Source organism: Methylobacterium sp. BTF04 (genome assembly GCF_010692745.1).
Taxonomy (GTDB): Bacteria; Pseudomonadota; Alphaproteobacteria; order Rhizobiales; family Beijerinckiaceae; genus Methylobacterium.
This window is the reverse complement of record NZ_JAAHTB010000014.1, coordinates 90957-106641: the sequence shown is the minus strand read 5'-3', so window position 1 is coordinate 106641 and position 15685 is coordinate 90957. Positions and strand designations below refer to the sequence as shown.

General features: G+C 67.1%; 15 protein-coding genes and 1 tRNA gene. 10 read left to right on the top strand and 6 right to left on the bottom strand.

Annotated elements, in window-relative coordinates:
- Window positions 1-35 precede the first annotated feature (35 nt).
- Window positions 36-110: transfer RNA gene (locus G3T14_RS11235), tRNA-Gln, on the bottom strand.
- Window positions 111-209: 99 nt separating this feature from the next.
- Here G3T14_RS11235 and G3T14_RS11230 point away from each other — a divergent pair.
- The 3 genes from G3T14_RS11230 (at window position 210) to G3T14_RS11220 (ending at window position 3663) form a co-directional block, all read left to right on the top strand.
- Window positions 210-962: an SDR family oxidoreductase gene (locus tag G3T14_RS11230; RefSeq protein ID WP_163642627.1), complete on the top strand. Its 753-nt coding sequence runs from the start codon at window positions 210-212 to the stop codon at window positions 960-962.
- Window positions 963-1061: 99 nt separating this feature from the next.
- A complete protein-coding gene (locus G3T14_RS11225) occupies window positions 1062-2681 on the top strand; it encodes a peptide chain release factor 3 (protein WP_163642626.1) in 1620 nt (539 codons plus the stop codon).
- 190 nt (window positions 2682-2871) lie between these two features.
- Complete coding sequence (locus G3T14_RS11220) at window positions 2872-3663, top strand: DUF2189 domain-containing protein (protein ID WP_163642625.1); 792 nt, start codon at window positions 2872-2874, stop codon at window positions 3661-3663.
- Window positions 3664-3732: 69 nt separating this feature from the next.
- On the opposite strand, the gene G3T14_RS11215 is transcribed toward G3T14_RS11220, so the two are convergent.
- A complete protein-coding gene (locus G3T14_RS11215; RefSeq protein ID WP_163642624.1) occupies window positions 3733-4185 on the bottom strand; it encodes a response regulator in 453 nt (150 codons plus the stop codon).
- Window positions 4186-4302: 117 nt separating this feature from the next.
- A complete protein-coding gene (locus tag G3T14_RS11210) occupies window positions 4303-4770 on the bottom strand; it encodes a BLUF domain-containing protein (protein WP_163642623.1) in 468 nt (155 codons plus the stop codon).
- Between the two features lie 259 nt (window positions 4771-5029).
- On the opposite strand from G3T14_RS11210, the gene G3T14_RS11205 reads away from it, so the two are divergent.
- From G3T14_RS11205 to G3T14_RS11190, 4 genes are all read left to right on the top strand, one after another.
- A complete protein-coding gene (locus G3T14_RS11205) occupies window positions 5030-6427 on the top strand; it encodes a flagellar hook-basal body complex protein (RefSeq protein ID WP_163642622.1) in 1398 nt (465 codons plus the stop codon).
- 47 nt (window positions 6428-6474) lie between these two features.
- Window positions 6475-8352, top strand: a complete 1878-nt coding sequence (gene flgK, locus G3T14_RS11200) for a flagellar hook-associated protein FlgK (RefSeq protein WP_163642621.1) — start codon at window positions 6475-6477, stop codon at window positions 8350-8352.
- A gap of 50 nt (window positions 8353-8402) precedes the next feature.
- Window positions 8403-10196 (top strand): hypothetical protein, encoded by a 1794-nt coding sequence (locus tag G3T14_RS11195; protein ID WP_163642620.1) that lies wholly within the window; start codon window positions 8403-8405, stop codon window positions 10194-10196.
- Window positions 10197-10389: 193 nt separating this feature from the next.
- On the top strand, window positions 10390-10677 hold the full coding sequence (locus tag G3T14_RS11190; RefSeq protein ID WP_246733225.1) for a porin: 288 nt from the start codon (window positions 10390-10392) through the stop codon (window positions 10675-10677).
- An 18-nt stretch (window positions 10678-10695) separates the two neighbouring features.
- On the opposite strand, the gene G3T14_RS11185 is transcribed toward G3T14_RS11190, so the two are convergent.
- Genes G3T14_RS11185 through G3T14_RS11175 form a run of 3 tightly spaced genes read right to left on the bottom strand, consistent with a single transcriptional unit; the run spans window position 10696 to window position 12689 of the window.
- Window positions 10696-11184, bottom strand: coding sequence for a hypothetical protein (locus tag G3T14_RS11185; RefSeq protein WP_163642618.1), 489 nt, complete (start codon window positions 11182-11184; stop codon window positions 10696-10698).
- Complete coding sequence (locus G3T14_RS11180) at window positions 11168-11569, bottom strand: rod-binding protein (RefSeq protein ID WP_163642617.1); 402 nt, start codon at window positions 11567-11569, stop codon at window positions 11168-11170. Before G3T14_RS11180 ends, G3T14_RS11185 begins: the two co-directional genes overlap by 17 nt.
- Before the next feature lie 37 nt (window positions 11570-11606).
- A complete protein-coding gene (locus G3T14_RS11175) occupies window positions 11607-12689 on the bottom strand; it encodes a flagellar basal body P-ring protein FlgI (RefSeq protein ID WP_246733241.1) in 1083 nt (360 codons plus the stop codon).
- A gap of 322 nt (window positions 12690-13011) precedes the next feature.
- Between G3T14_RS11175 and G3T14_RS11170 the strand changes: the two genes are divergently transcribed.
- From G3T14_RS11170 to dksA, 3 genes are all read left to right on the top strand, one after another.
- Window positions 13012-13437, top strand: a complete 426-nt coding sequence (locus G3T14_RS11170) for a flagellar assembly protein FliX (RefSeq protein WP_163642616.1) — start codon at window positions 13012-13014, stop codon at window positions 13435-13437.
- Window positions 13438-13576: 139 nt separating this feature from the next.
- Complete coding sequence (locus G3T14_RS11165; RefSeq protein WP_163642615.1) at window positions 13577-14950, top strand: MBOAT family O-acyltransferase; 1374 nt, start codon at window positions 13577-13579, stop codon at window positions 14948-14950.
- 282 nt (window positions 14951-15232) lie between these two features.
- Window positions 15233-15652, top strand: coding sequence for an RNA polymerase-binding protein DksA (gene dksA / locus G3T14_RS11160; RefSeq protein ID WP_163642614.1), 420 nt, complete (start codon window positions 15233-15235; stop codon window positions 15650-15652).
- Window positions 15653-15685 lie beyond the last annotated feature (33 nt).

Genomic DNA, 15685 nt, shown 5'->3' with positions numbered 1-15685 from the left:
GGAAACGAAGCTAAATCAATAGCTTGCGCGGAAATTGGCTGGGGCGGGAGGATTCGAACCTCCGGATGGCGGTACCAAAAACCGCTGCCTTACCACTTGGCGACGCCCCAACGGCGCTTGGGCCGGGCGTTGTCTAGACGCAGTGCCGGGCGCTGGCAACAGGCAGACGTCTCGGTTATGGCGCGGGGATGGACCAGGGAGACCAAGCGATGCAGGGACGGATCGCGATCGTGACCGGGGCGGGCTCCGGCATCGGCCGGGCGGTGGCGCTCGGGCTTGCGCGGGCCGGGCATCGGCTGGCCCTCGCCGGGCGGCGGATGGAGCCGCTCGCGGCGGTGGCGGCGGAAATCCGTGCCTTCGGCGGCGAGGCGTGTCCGGTCGCGGCCGATATCGCCGATCCGGCGGCGGTGGACCGGCTGTTCGGCAAAGTGGATGCGGTGTTCGGACGAGTCGACCTGCTGTTCAACAATGCCGGCGTGTTCGCGCCGGCCGTTCCCCTCGACGCGATCACGCTGGACCAGTGGCGCGCGGTGGTCGACGTCAACCTCACCGGTGCGTTCCTGTGCACCCAGGCGGCGTTCCGGCGGATGAAGGCGCAGGATCCGCGCGGCGGGCGCATCATCAACAACGGCTCGATCTCGGCCCATGTCCCACGGCCGAACTCGGCGCCCTATACGGCGACGAAGCACGCCATCACCGGGCTGACGCGGTCGACCGCCCTCGACGGACGCGCCTTCGATATCGCCTGCGGCCAGATCGACATCGGCAATGCCGAGACCGAGATGACGGCGCCGATGGTTGAGGGCGTGCGGCAGGCGGATGGCTCGTTGAGGCCCGAACCGGTGATGGATGTGCGCCACGTGGCCGATGCGGTGGTCTACATGGCGGGGCTGCCGCTCGACGCCAACGTGCCCTTCCTGACCGTGATGGCGACGAAGATGCCGTATCTCGGCCGTGGCTGAATAGACGTCCCGGCAAGCGGCGGCTTCCGCCCGGGGCGCGATCCCGTATAACGCCTGCAGAAATGTCCGCTCCCGCGGACGGGAAAGTTGTCGCCCGCGATGTTGATGCAGACCGAAACCAAGGACGCGGCCCGCGCCTCCGATCCGGTGGCCCGCCGCCGCACCTTCGCGATCATCTCGCACCCGGATGCCGGCAAGACCACGCTCACCGAGAAGCTGCTGCTGTTCGGTGGCGCGATCCAGCTCGCCGGCGAGGTCAAGGCCAAGCGCAACCGGGTCTCCACCCGCTCGGACTGGATGGGCATCGAGAAGGAGCGCGGCATCTCCGTCGTCACCTCGGTCATGACCTTCGAGTACGGAGACTGCGTCTTCAACCTGCTCGACACGCCAGGCCACGAGGACTTTTCGGAAGACACCTACCGGACGCTCACCGCCGTCGATTCGGCCGTGATGGTGATCGATGCGGCCAAGGGCATCGAGGCCCGCACTCGAAAACTGTTCGAGGTCTGCCGCTTACGCGACATTCCCATCGTCACCTTCATCAACAAGCTCGACCGCGAGTCCCGCGACCCGTTCGAACTCCTCGACGAAATCGAGAAGGTCCTGGCCCTCGACGTCGCGCCCGTGACCTGGCCGATCGGGCGGGGCCGCAACTTCGCCGGCACCTACGATCTCGGCAACGGCCGCGTGCGCCGGCTCGATGCGGCGGACGATGCCGGTACCGTTCCGGTCTCGGGTATCGACGATCCGCTGTTCGATCAGCTTCTCACGGAGAATGGCGAAGCCGCACTCTGGCGCGAGGAAGCCGAACTCGCCGAGTCGGGGCTGAAGCGCTTCGACATCGAGGCGTTCCGCGAGGGACACCTCACGCCGGTGTTCTTCGGATCGGCCTTGCGCAATTTCGGGGTGCGCGACCTCATCGACGGGCTCGCCCACTTCGCCCCGCCCCCCCGCGGCCAGGACGCCGACAAGCGCCTCGTGGAGCCGACGGAGGCCAAGATGACCGGCTTCGTGTTCAAGATCCAGGCGAACATGGATCCGAACCACCGGGATCGCATCGCCTTCATGCGGGTGTGTTCGGGGCGTCTGAGCCGCGGCATGAAGGCCAAGCTGGTGCGCACCGGCAAGCCGATGTCGCTCTCGGCACCGCAATTCTTCTTTGCGCAGGACCGTGCCATCGCCGACGAGGCGTTCGCCGGCGACGTCGTCGGCATCCCCAACCATGGGACGCTGCGCATCGGCGACACCCTCACCGAGGGGGAGGAGATCGTCTTCCGCGGCGTGCCGAGCTTCGCTCCCGAGATCCTGCGCCGGATCAAGCTCACCGATGCGATGAAGGCCAAGAAGCTGCGTGAGGCCCTGCAGCAGATGGGCGAAGAGGGCGTCGTCCAGGTGTTCCGGCCCCATGACGGTTCGCAGGCCATCGTCGGGGTGGTCGGCGCGCTGCAGCTCGACGTTCTGAAGGAGCGCCTGCAGGCCGAATACGGACTGCCCATCGACTACGAGCCGACCCGGTTCTCGATCTGCCGCTGGATCGAAGCCGACAAGGAGCTCGAGCTCGACAAGTTCATCGGCAGCCACGGCTCGGCGATGGCCAGCGACCTCGACGGCGCACCGGTCTTCATGGCGACCACCGCCTTCTCCCTGCGCTACGAGGAGGAGCGAGCGACCGAGGTCCGCTTCAGCGACATCAAGGATTACCAGAAACGGGCAGTCTAGGCGCCCGATCGGGCCAATCGCTTTTCAGTCATCGGAAATTGTCACGCTGCCCGGAAACGGGCAGCGACAGCGTCCGTCTCGTCGTCTATCGTGACGTTATTCCGCTCTCGGCGCCGCGATGCACGAGCATGCGTATCAAGGCCCGGCTGCCCGACGTCCTGAGCTTCATCCTCTTTGCGGGGTACAGGCGATGACGACACTTCACGCGGTCACCACCGGCCGGGACTCGGCCCATCCGGCCGTGCGCGATATCGGCGCCGAGGACCTCAAAGCGGCGCTGAAGCTCGGCCTCGACGATTTCCTCGCGATGCCGACGCACGTCATCTTCCTCGGCTTGATCTATCCGCTGGTGGGCGTCTTCCTCGCCATGATGGCCTTCGGCAACGACGTGGTGCCGATGCTGTTTCCCCTCGCCTCGGGCTTCGCTCTGATCGGTCCGTTCGCGGCGGTGGGGCTTTACGAACTCAGCCGGCGGCGGGAGGCCGGCCTCGAGACCGGCTGGGGCCTCGCCTTCAGGGGGCTGCGGCGCTCCGCAGTCGGGGCGCTCGGCGCCGTCGGTCTCGTCCTGGCGGCGATCTTCGTGGCGTGGCTGGTCGCCGCGCAAGGGATCTATACCGCGCTCTATGGTGCGGCTGCGCCCGAGACGGCCCTCGGGTTCGTTGCCGACGTTCTCACCACCCCGCGCGGCTTGGCGTTGATGGCGGTCGGCAACCTCGTCGGTTTCGCGTTTTCGCTGATCGTTCTGGCCATCAGTATCGTCTCGGTGCCGATGATCGTCGACCGGAACGTCGATTGCCTCACCGCCATCGAAACCTCGCTCGCGGCCTTCCGGCGCAACCCGTTCACCCTTCTATCCTGGGGAATCGTGGTGGCGGGTCTGCTGGTGATGGGCTCGCTGCCGCTTTTCATCGGCCTGGCCGTCGTCATGCCGATCCTCGGCCATGCGACCTGGCACCTCTACCGGCGTCTCGTGGTCGGCTGACCGGGTCCGGCTGGTCCGGGCGTGATCGATACGAGACCGGGCGCTGCGGGCGCAAGACGTCGCTTGCGGTCAGAATTTGCCCAGCATCGGGAAATCGACGTTGAGGGCCGATTCCGCCGCAAGCGGTGCCTCGCGCTTGCGTGGCTTGCGGTTGATGACCTGCTTGAGCTTCGATTTCAGCACCGACATGTCGAACGGCTTCAGGATGAAGGCGTCGGCACCGGCCTGGTGAGCGAGATTGACGTCCTCGAAATCGAACGAGACCTCCGTGAGGATGAAGGGCGTATTCATCAGGGCGTCGTCGGCGCGGATTTCGCGCAGCAGGGCGAGGCCGTCCATCGGCTCCATGTCGAGATCTGAAATCACGAGGGCGTATTTGCGGGTGCGCAACCGCTCCATCGCGGTGGTTGCGTCGCTGACTCCTTCGACATCCGGAAAGCCGAGGCGATTCATCAAGAGGACGATCAGCTTCAGCAGCTTTTCCTGGTCGTCGACGATGAGGATCGGAGGCGTCTCGCTCATGGCTTTTCGGGGGTTGAATGACAGGGCGAGGACAACCGGTCCGGCGGCAGGCAACCCCGTGTCGTCGCGTGGCCGCGTCGACGTTCACAGGGTCCAGCCGAAGGACTCGAAAACACGTTAAACGAACAGATGGTCGATGCCCTGCTTCGACATCGACTCGGCCTGCAAGATCATGGCGAGACTGTGGATCCCCACGGCCTTCGGCGTTCCACGCAGGAACATCGGCAGGAGGTTGGCCTTCTGGAAGACCGCGTCGTTGACCGGGTTTCGGACACCCGTGGCGAAGGAATTGACGAACTCCCGTTTGACGATCTCGCGCCACTCGACGATCTGCACGTCGCGGTGACGGGTATCGTTGTTGATCCGATTGAAGGTGTCGTTCACCGAGACGCGCTCGCCTTCGATGATCTGGGCGGCGAAGTTCTGCTCGATCACGAGAAAGCTCGTGATCACCGCGAATTCGTTCTTCTTCTGGGCCTGTCGGGTGATTTCGCCGATCTGCTGGGCACGCGTCGGGGCATCCGCCGCCAGGTTGAGGCGCGAGAAGTAGATCAGGTGGATGAGGGTCGATCGCTTCGCGCGCATTGTGTCCGACTCGGTTCCTACAGTCGCTGAGGGTAGAGGCGTAGGCATAACAGCGCGTAAACGCGGGGCGAATCAGCAAAGACCCGGCAAAAGCTGCCGGGCCGGACGCGTAAAAGGGCTTGTCCTGCCGAGCGCCATAAAAATAAATCGTTTCACATCAGTTGCTTAGCGTTGGCATATCGATTGCTCAGCGAGACCAGGAGCTGGCGCTCGAATTGGGCCGGTTCGCGCGCCGTCATGCGAAACAAGGGTCTCGGCCATGGATGTCTTCACCGCGTTGCAGACGGCCGTCTCCGGCCTCAAGGCGCAATCGTTCTCGCTCGAGAACATCTCGGGCAACATCGCGAACTCGCAGACCACCGGCTTCAAGCGGGTGGATACGAGCTTCGTCGATCTCGTCGCCGAACAGTCGACCCCGACCCGTCAGGTCGCCGGCACGGTGGCGGCCAATTCGCGCCTCACCACTACGATCCAGGGCAGCCTGAACGCCACCGAAGTCGGCACCAACATGGCGCTGAACGGCGACGGTTTCTTCGTGGTTCAGACCAAGACCGGCGACGCCAACGGCCAGACCGCGTTCTCCACCGGCGATCTCTATACCCGCCGCGGTGATTTCGCCCTCGACAAGGACGGGTACCTCGTCAACGGCGGCGGATCCTACCTCAAGGGCAACAGCCTCGATCCGGTCACCGGCCAGGCCACCGGCGAGGGTCCGATCAAGGTCTCGAACTCGGTCCTTCCCGCACGGCCGACCTCGTCGATCACCTACTCGGCCAATCTGCCCAAGACCCCGGCCACGACCAATGCCAGCGCCAGTGTCCCGGGTTCCGAACTGCTCGGTACGCTGACCTCGGGCGCCAACCCGGCGATCCTGTCGGGGACGGGAGCGTCGACCGTCTCGGCCGCCGATGCGGCGAGCTTCATCAACGGCAGCATCTCCGGCCCCTCGCTTACCGCCTACACCGCCAGCGGCGGGCCGGTCGGCATCCAGACACGCTGGGCCAAGGTCCAGAACGGCGACGCGGCCGCATCGCCCGCCACCAACGACGTCTGGAACCTGTTCTACGCCAACCAGAGCACGGTCTCGAGCACGGCCTCCACCTGGACCAATGCCGGTACGGCGTTCCAGTTCAACAGCAGCGGCCAGCTGGCGGCTCCGGCGGCCACCTCGGTGACGATTCCGGCGCTGACGGTGGACGGAGTGAACCTCGGCAACATCGCGCTGAACTACGGCAGCGGCGGCCTGACCGGCTACACCGCTTCGGGCGGCACCGTGACCACCAACACCCTGACCCAGGACGGCTACACCTCCGGCACGCTCAACAGCGTCTCGGTGACGAAGGACGGCAAGGTCGCGGGCACCTACAGCAACGGCAACACCGTCAATCTGGCGAGCATCAAAGTCGTCCAGTTCAACAATTCGGACGGCCTCAAGTCGAATTCCAGCGGCAATTACGAGCAGACGATCGAGTCGGGCACGCCGCTCGTCGGGCTCAATGGAACCTCCGTCATCGGCGGAAACGTCGAGCAGTCGAATACCGACATTGCGAGCGAGTTCTCTAAGATGATCGTAACCCAACAGGCGTATTCGGCCAATACGAAGGTCATTTCGACGTCTCAGGATATGATGACCGCCCTGATCAACATCATCCGGTGAGGACACGTCCGAAAACTGCGTGAGGCCGAGACGAGAGGAGGAACCGCGTGTCGTTCAATGCCTTGAACACCGCCACTGCCGGTCTGAAGGCGACGCAAGCCGCCATCAGCGTCGTCTCGCAGAACATCGCGAACGTCGGTACGGTCGGCTACACCAAGCGGACGCTGAACTCGGTCTCCGACGGGATCGGCAATTCCGGCGTGGCGAGCGGTACGATCAACCGTGCCCTCGATGCCGCCTCCCTCAAGCAGCTGCGCCTCGAGACCTCCGGGGCGGCCTATACCGGCACGCTCTCGGCAGTCCGCACCCAGCTCGACAAGCTCTACGGCACGCCCGGCACCTCCACGGCGCTCGACGGGGTGTTCAACACCTTCACCCAATCCCTCCAGGGGCTGACGGCGGACCCGACCTCGACCCCCGCCCGTGCCGCCGTGGTCTCGTCGGCGTCCAACCTCGCTTCGAGCATCGGCACCATCGCGCAGGGCGTACAATCCCTGCGGAGCGCCACGGAAAGCCAGCTCGCCAGCGACACCGACAAGGCGAGCGGCTACCTCGCGGCGATCGCCAAGCTCAACACGCAGATCTCCGGAACCTCCGACGACGCGGCCAAGGCCGATCTCCTCGACCAGCGCGACCAGCAGGTCACCGGGCTCTCCGCCTATGTCGACGTCCAGACCGTGGCGCAGCGCGACGGGACCGTCTCGGTCATCACCGCCTCGGGGTTGACCCTGGTGGATCGCGGCAACGCCGCCACACTGACCTTCGACAGCCGCGGCAGCCTCGCGCCCGATGCCGCCTATTCGCTCGATCCGACCAAGCGCGGCGTCGGTACCATCACGGCGACGACGCCCGGCGGCGCGAAGATCGACCTCATCGCAGCCAACGCGATCCGCTCCGGCTCGCTCGCTGCGGGCATCGAACTGCGCGACACCATCCTGCCCCAGGCGCAGCATCAGCTCGACGACCTCGCGGCCGGCTTGGCGCGCTCTCTCTCCGATCGCCCGGCCCAGGGGGTCGCCGCTTCGGACAGCACCGGTCAGGGCTTCGACATCGACCTCACCGGCCTCAGCGCCGGCAATGCCGTCACGATCAGCCTCAAGGATGCCGCGGGCGTCCAACGCAACCTGGTCCTGGTGCCCTACGGCTCCGTCACTGCGCCGAGCGTGAACCCCGCCGACACCACGGACCCGACGGCGACGATCGTCCCGATCCAGCTCACCGGTACGACCGCGGGCCTGCGCGACGCGATCCAGTCGGCCCTCGGCAGCAATTTCACCGTCTCGACCCAGCCGAGCGCCGGGACCGGGGGCATTCGCATCATTGCCAACGGCAATAGCGGCAGCCCGACCCTTCTCGGGGTGAGCGCCAGCGTCACCCAGTCGACCAGCACCACGGACCTGCAGACCGGCCAGGCCCAGCTGCCGCTGTTCGTCGACGGCAACGGCAAGGGCAAGCTCTATACCGGCTCGTTCGACGGCGGATCGCAGCTCACCGGCTTCGCCCAGCGGATCGCCGTCAACCCCGCCATCGCCACCAACACCGCCAACCTCGTCAACACCACCGCGACGACGCAGGCCGCCGACGCGACGCGACCGCAATATCTCTACGATGCGCTCACCAGCGCCACCCGGACCTTCACGGCGGCGAGCGGGATCGGCGGCATCAGCGCGCCCTATACGGCGAGCGTCCAGGATTTCACCCAGCGCATCATCGATGCGCAGGGGGCCGGGGCTGCCACCGCGCAGAGCCTCGACGAGGGCCAGGGCATCGCGCTCGCCACGGCGCAGAGCCGCGTCGCCGCCGTTTCCGGGGTCAGCATCGACGAGGAAATGTCGAAACTCGTCCAGCTCCAGACCGCCTACAGCGCCAACGCACGCGTGCTCACCGCCGCGCGCGATCTTCTCGACACCCTGCTGCGGATCTAGCGCATGGCCGCCCCCCTGCCCGATCCGCACGGAACGCTCTCGAGGTCCCGATGACGATCGCACCGTTCAACGCCAGCACCTACGTGGCGGACCGCAACACGGCCAACCTGGTCGGATTGAAGGGCCGCCTCGACACGCTGACCACGCAGCTCTCCACCGGCCGTGCCGCCGACAGCTACGGCGGCCTCGGCTCGGCGCGCACCACCAGCCTCAGCGCCCACGCGGCCCTGAGCGCCCTCGACGGCTACGATTCGGCGATCACCGGCGCGACCACGCGGGTCACCCTCGCGAGCGCCGCCGTGACGCAGATCAGTACGCTGGGAAACAACCTGCAGAAGACCCTCTCGGCCACCAATGGGTCGACCTTCACCAACACCTCCCAGATCGCGAGCAACAGCCTCGATGCCGCCGTCGACGCCCTGAACCAATCGGCCGCCGGACAATACGTCTTCGGCGGTCGGGCAACCGATCAGGCTCCGGTCGTCTCCTCCGACACGATCCTCAACGGCAACACGCTCGCCGGTCTCGACGGCCTCAAGACGCTGATCCAGCAGCAGAAGGCGGCCGATCTCGGGCCGAACGCCAACGGTCGCATCGCCACCGCCGTGTCCGGCCAGACCGTGACGGTGTCGGAGGAGGGCAGCGGCAGCGCCGGCACCGAGACGCGCGCCAATTTCGGGTTCCGCCTCCTCGGCGCGACCAGTTCCAACCCGAGTGCGATCTCGGCCGGGGCGACGACGGCCGCGACGGCGCCGGATGTCAGCTTCACCCTCGCCGCCGCCCCTCAGGATGGCGACAAGATCCGCGTCGCGGTCAATCAGGCGGATGGCAGCCAGAGCTTCGTCGACCTCACCGCGAAAGCCGGACCGAGCGACGGCTCGCCCAATACGATCCCGGTGCCGACCACCGCCGCCGCCACGGCCACGTTCCTCAACACCCGCTTCGCGGGCGCCGCGGTGGCGAGCATCCAGGGCGCGCCCCAGCTCGGCCTGTCGGCGAACTTCTCCACGGGGACCCCGGCGCAGGTCGCGGTCGCGGTGAACACGACCCCGAATGTCGGCGACACCGTCACCTTCAACCTCGCCCTGCGCGACGGCACCACCCAGGCGATCACGCTGACGGCGGCGGCCACCGCCGATGCGACCTCGACCACCGCCTTCTCCACCACCGGAGACGTGGCGACCAACATCTCGAACGCGCTCGCCAATGCCCTGAAGGGCGCCGCCGCCACGACGCTTTCGGCGAGTTCGGCCTCACGCGCCACGCAGGATTTCTTCGCCGGTTCGAAGTCGGCCGGCTTGGCGCCGCGCCGGATCTCCGCCGACGGCAACGGCTACGCCGAGCAGGCGAGCACCAAGACGGTGATCTGGTACACGGGCGACGACACCTCGACGGATCCACGCGCCACCGCCACCGTTCAGGCCACGGCGACCCGCTCCCTCGACATCGGCGTCCAGGCCAACGAGGCGCCGATCCGCTCGGTGCTGGCGGGCATCGCCCTGGTGGCGGCCGAATCGTTCACCACCGCCGCGAGCGGAAGCGCCGACGCGACGCGCTACAACGCGGTCGCCGACCGTTCCCGCGTTCTCCTCGGGTCCAAGGACGGCAATTCCGGCATCCAGGGCATCGCCAGCGATCTCGGCCTTGCCGCCAGCGACCTCCAGGACACCCAGACCCAGAACCGCACCACGCGCGCGGCGCTCCAGGATTCCCTCGACGGCGTCGATACCGTCTCGGCGGAATCGGTGACGGCCCAGCTGCTGCAGCTGCAAACCCAGCTGCAGGCGAGCTATCAGGTGACCTCGATGCTCTCCAAGCTCACCCTGGTGAGCTATCTCGGCTGAGGCGGGGCCCACTCACGCGAGACCTGGCACGCGAGACCTGGCACGCGAGACCTGGCACGCGAGACCTGGCCGAGGCGCGCCGCGCTTGGCCAAACCGCCGGGATCGCCTAATCCGATGGGGACCGGATCGGGGATGGATGCCGTGGCACGATCGAGGATTTTACGCAGAGGTATCGCGTTCGCGGCGGTCGTCTTGAGCGGCTGGTCCGCCCTTGCGGCCAACGCCGCCGAACCCGTCCGTCCGGCGCAGGAGGCCATGCGGCCTTGCCCGAAACACGGAGCGGGCTTCGTCCGTATTCCCGGCAGCGCCACCTGCATCCGCCTCAGTGGCCGGGTCGCGGCCGGGATCGACCTGCGGGGGGCCCACAAGGCCCCTTCGCCGATCCCGCCGAATCTGGCGCGCCTCGCCATCGATACCCGCACCGAGACCGATTACGGGCCGGTGCGCACCTTCGTGCGGACGGGATCGGCGCACCGCTGAAGCGGGCTCGGTCCGCCCTTACAGGCTTCGCGACAGAATCAGCGGCTGGCTGTAGCCGCCGCCGCCGCGGCCGTAGGGGGATGGGGCGTGCGAGGGCCGGCCGTAGATCGTCGGCGTGCGCGCGCGGTTCATCTCCTCCGCCAGCGTCTTCACCAGGCTCTCGGAGACGGTGCGGGCCGTGGCGAGCACCATCTGGTTGGTCTCGACGATGACGGTGAAGCGCCGGTGGGCCGCCTTCAGGCTCTCGATGCCTTCCGGCGCGAAGCGGGACAGGGCGATGGCGTTGGCCTTGGCCGCTTCCAGGCCCTGGAGATAGGCCGCCGAGAGGGCGGTCTTGTGCTCGGTCTCGGCCAGGCCCTCGCGCAGGCGGCCGCGGCGGACATGGTCGCTCTCGCGCCCCATCACCGCCTCGAGGGCCTGGAGGCTCGCCAGGATGCCGGCCACCAGCGCCACGGCACCGGCGCGGTCGACGACCCGAACGGATTGGCTCTCAGTTGGCGCCGACACGGGTTCCCTCCTGCATCTTCATCATCTCGCGGAACACCTGATCGGCAATGCCGACGCCGCCGCTCTTCACGATCTGGCCGGCATATTCCTTGGTGAGCATCGAGCGGTAGACGCCGCCGCCCGTGCCGCTGTCGCCGAGCGGCCCTTCGGTGCCCTCGGACTGGGCGAGGCGATCGACGGTCTGTTCGAGGAACATCGATTCGAAGTCGGTGGACGCTTTGCGCGCCTTGGCTTCGTTCGCCGCCTTGGCAGCGGTGGTCGTCGCGGTGGCGCCGGTCTCGGCATTGCCCGCACCGGACACCGCCTTGGCGATCTCGCCGACGATGGCCTTTCCGACGCCGATGGCAGCGGTGGCCGCGAGAGGAGCGAACAGCATGGGAATCACCTCACGTCGTGGGCGGAACTGAAGGAGGTATCGGACATCACATCACGTCGATGTCGGCCTGGAGGGCGCCGGCGGCCTTGATCGCCTGCAGGATCGAGATCAGGTCGCGCGGGCCGATGCCGAGGGCGTTGAGGCCGTCGACGAGCTCGCGCAGCGTCACGCCTTCCTTGACCACCGCGAGCTTGTTGCCGTCGCCGGTATCGACCTTCACGCCGGTGCGCGGCACCACCGTGGTCGCGCCGTTGGAGAGCGGAGCCGGCTGGCTCACCTGCGGTTGCTCGGTGATCGTCACCGTGAGGTTGCCCTGGGCGATGGCGACGGTGGACACCCGGACGTCGCGGCCCATGACGATGATGCCGGAGCGCTCGTCGACGATCACCCGCGCGGTCTGATCCGGCTCGACCTTGAGCTGCTCGACCTCGGTGATGAGCCGGACCATGTTTCCGGCGTATTTCGCCGGGATCTGGAGGGTCACCGTCGCCGGGTCGGTGGGCTCGGCGGTGTCTGAGCCCATGAAGTCATTAATCGCCAGGGCGATGCGCTTCGAGGTGGTGAAGTCGGGGTTGCGCAGCGAGAGGCGCAGGGTCAGCATGTCTTTGAACTTGAAGGCGATCTCACGCTCGATGAGGGCGCCGTTGGGCACGCGGCCGTTCGTGGGCACACCACGGGTGATCTTGGCCGCATCGCCTTCGGCCGAGAAGCCGGCGATGGCCACCGACCCCTGGGCCGACGCGTAAAGTTCGCCATCCGCCCCCAGCAGAGGCGTCGCGACGAGGGTCCCGCCCTGAAGCGACTTGGCGTCGCCGAGGGACGACACGGTAATGTCGATCCGGGTGCCCTGCGTGGCGAAAGGGGGCAGGTTCGCCGTGACCATCACGGCGGCCAGGTTCTGGGTTCGCATGGTCGCGCCGCGTGTATTGACGCCGAGGCGCTCCAGCATCGCCTGAAGCGATTGCTTGGTGAACGGGATGTTGTTGAGGGTGTCGCCTGTGCCGTTGAGGCCGACGACGATGCCGTAACCGACGAGCTGGTTCTGGCGCACGCCTTCGATATTGGCGAGGTCCTTCACACGGGACAGCGCGAACGCCTCGCCGGGCAGGCTGAGGACCAGGATCAGCATCGCCGCAAAAATGCGTGCGAGGCGAACAAGTCTGGATGGGCCGGGCATCTGAATGCGCATGGTGCGTTTCGATGGAGGACAGGTCGTCGAACGATCTTCCCTGAGCAATCTGCCAGGAGCGTGCCAAGCGCCGCGTTTCAATATCCCGTTGATTTGTATCGATTATTTTTGCAAGGCCGAGACCGCGTCGGCCTTCCGGCACACGCGCTTCCTGCCGACCCGGCAGCTTCTGCCGGGGCATTTACCGTCGGTTAACTACGCCGGCCGGATTCTGCCGGACAACAGGATGGCGTCCCGCCCATCCCGGATCGGTCGCCTGCCCATGCGTGTCGACACTCGCTTCGTCGCCCAGACTGCCGGCCCCGCCGCTTCGCCGCGCCGGCCGGATTCCACCCAGGCCTTCGCCCTCGGGTCGACCGTGTCGATGCAGACGAGCGCGGCCGCGACCCCGCCATCCTCGCTCGCAGGCCTCGACGCGATCCTCACCCTTCAGACGCAGAGCGACACGCCCGACGAGCGCCGCCGGCGCTCGGCCAAGCGCGGTCACGATCTGCTCGACGGCCTCGACCGCCTCAAGGCGTCGCTGATCATGGGCCGGGTCTCGACCGGCGACCTTCAGGCCATCGCCGGACGCCTCGCGGACCGGGCCGGCACCAGCGGTGACCCGCGCCTCGACGCCCTCATCGCCGATATCGAATTGCGGGCCGCCGTGGAACTCGCCAAGCTGTCGATGGCGCAGGCGGCCTGACACTCTCGACAGTGACCGTCGACGCGACGGCCCGGTCGATCGTGTTGACGCCCTCGCGTCGATCCCGGACAAGCCGCCCGACCCCAACCGTCCGTTCTGAACCCGGATGCGCGGCCGGGGCGCCCACCCTCCGGCTCGCATGCTGTTCAACTCCTACGCCTTCCTGCTCGCGTTCCTGCCCATCGCCCTCGCGCTGCATGGGCTCGTGGCGCGCTGGCGGCCGGAATGGCGCCCGGGCCTCCTGCTGGCCCTGTCCTTCGTGTTCTATGGCTGGTGGGACATGCGCTTCGTGCCGTTGCTCGCCGGCTCGATCCTGGCCAACTGGCTCGTGGCGCGGGCCTTCCTGCGCACCCGCGCCCGCGGCCTGATTCCGCTGGCGATCGTCGGCAACCTCGCGGTCCTGGCCGGCTTCAAATACCTGAACTTCCTGGCCGACCTCGCCGCGCTGATTCCCGGCGTTCCGCTGGCGCATGCCGATTGGGTCCTGCCCCTCGGCATCTCGTTCTTCACGTTCCATCACGTGATGTACCTCGCCGACCTCAGAGCCGGACGCGCCCCGGCCTACGGCCTGACGGCCTATGCGCTCTACATCGCCTTCTTCCCGCAGGTGCTGGCCGGCCCGCTCGTGCGCTGGCGCGAGGTGATGCACCAGTTCGCGGAGCGGCCCTATGCCCGGCCCGATGCGGCCGAGCGCTTCGGCCGCAGCTTGATGCTGCTCTGCATCGGGCTCTCCAAGAAGGTGTTCTTCGGCGATCCGCTGGCGGCGACGGTCAACCCGATCTTCCAGGCCGCGGCCACCGGCGACCTCGTGACGGTGGTCCAGGCGTGGCAGGCGCTGATCGGCTTTACCTTTCAGATCTACTTCGATTTCTCCGGCTACACCGACATGGCGCTCGGGATCGCGCTGCTGTTCGGCGTGGTGCTGCCGCAGAATTTCGATGCACCCTATCGCGCCGTGTCGTTGAGCGATTTCTGGCGACGGTGGCACATGACCCTGTCGCGCTTCCTGCGCGACTACCTCTACATCCCGCTCGGCGGAAACCGGCACGGGCTGGCCCGCCAGATCGCCGCCCTGTTCGCCACCATGACGCTGGGTGGGCTCTGGCACGGCGCCGGCCTCACCTTCGTCGCCTGGGGGGCGGCACACGGGCTGGCCCTCGGTCTCGGGGTGCTGTGGCGGCGCACAGGCTTCGGGATGCCGGCCGCACTCGGCTGGGGGCTGACCTTCGCATTCGTGGCGACGACCTGGATTCTGTTTCGCGCCGCGGATTTCGCGACGGTCCACACTCTGGTCGCGGCCCTTCTCGGCCATGCACCGACGGGCGGCGGATTCGCCTGGCGGACCCTCCTTCCCGCCGCCGCGGTGGCGCTTTTCGGCCCCACGGCCTGGGATGCCGTGCACCGGCTCGCCCCCACCCGGCGGCTCGCGTGCCTTGTGGCGGCGGTCTTCGTCGTCGTTCTCCTCAAGATTGGGGACGACGCCAACTACGCGTTCATTTACTTCCAGTTCTGATCGCGGCTTCGCAACCCTCGGGCGTGGATTTTGCTCCCGGAAGGCAAAGTTAGCCGGCAGGCACGATAATGCACTGCGGTTGCGCGGCTGCGGCCTGGCGCCGTCGCGTCCGTGTGCCGATGGCAAGCAGATGATTTTCCCTACAGCCGTTGCGTGTTTGTCGCAGCGCGAAAATCATCCGTAGGGATCGGGCTTCGGGCCCCTGCCCCACCGTTGTGGTCGCCGCCACCCTGCATTATAGCCTCGCCTGACATCGTCGCAGACCGGCTGCGAGAGGCGCGAATGGCGAAAATTACGATCGAGGACGGATACGTGCCGACCGAGAGCGAGCCTTTCATGAATGATCGGCAGCGCGAGTACTTCCGACGCAAGTTGGTCGGATGGAAAACCGATATCCTGCGGGAGGCCCAGGACACCCTCGTGGCCTTGCAGACCGAGAACGAGAACCACCCCGATCTGGCGGACCGGGCCTCGTCCGAGACCGATCGCTCGATCGAGCTGCGCGCGCGCGATCGCCAACGCAAGCTCACCGGCAAGATCGATGCGGCGCTGTCCCGGCTCGAGGATGGCACCTACGGTTTCTGCGAAGAGACGGGCGAGCCGATCTCCCTCAAGCGGCTCGACGCCCGCCCGATCGCGACCCTGTCGCTGGAAGCGCAGGAGCGCCACGAACGCCGCGAGCGGGTCTATCGCGACGATTAGAAAATCGCTTCGAGACGTGGCGTGACAACGATC

Bases quoted from the DNA above. Each gene is read 5' to 3' on its own strand.
- G3T14_RS11230 (WP_163642627.1), top strand. From the start codon at position 210: ATGCAGGGACGGATCGCGATCGTGACCGGGGCGGGCTCCGGCATCGGC.
- G3T14_RS11225 (WP_163642626.1), top strand. From the start codon at position 1,062: ATGTTGATGCAGACCGAAACCAAGGACGCGGCCCGCGCCTCCGATCCG.
- G3T14_RS11220 (WP_163642625.1), top strand. From the start codon at position 2,872: ATGACGACACTTCACGCGGTCACCACCGGCCGGGACTCGGCCCATCCG.
- G3T14_RS11215 (WP_163642624.1), bottom strand. From the start codon at position 4,185: ATGAGCGAGACGCCTCCGATCCTCATCGTCGACGACCAGGAAAAGCTG.
- G3T14_RS11210 (WP_163642623.1), bottom strand. From the start codon at position 4,770: ATGCGCGCGAAGCGATCGACCCTCATCCACCTGATCTACTTCTCGCGC.
- G3T14_RS11205 (WP_163642622.1), top strand. From the start codon at position 5,030: ATGGATGTCTTCACCGCGTTGCAGACGGCCGTCTCCGGCCTCAAGGCG.
- G3T14_RS11195 (WP_163642620.1), top strand. From the start codon at position 8,403: ATGACGATCGCACCGTTCAACGCCAGCACCTACGTGGCGGACCGCAAC.
- G3T14_RS11175 (WP_246733241.1), bottom strand. From the start codon at position 12,689: ATGCTGATCCTGGTCCTCAGCCTGCCCGGCGAGGCGTTCGCGCTGTCC.
- G3T14_RS11170 (WP_163642616.1), top strand. From the start codon at position 13,012: ATGCGTGTCGACACTCGCTTCGTCGCCCAGACTGCCGGCCCCGCCGCT.
- G3T14_RS11165 (WP_163642615.1), top strand. From the start codon at position 13,577: ATGCTGTTCAACTCCTACGCCTTCCTGCTCGCGTTCCTGCCCATCGCC.
- dksA (WP_163642614.1), top strand. From the start codon at position 15,233: ATGGCGAAAATTACGATCGAGGACGGATACGTGCCGACCGAGAGCGAG.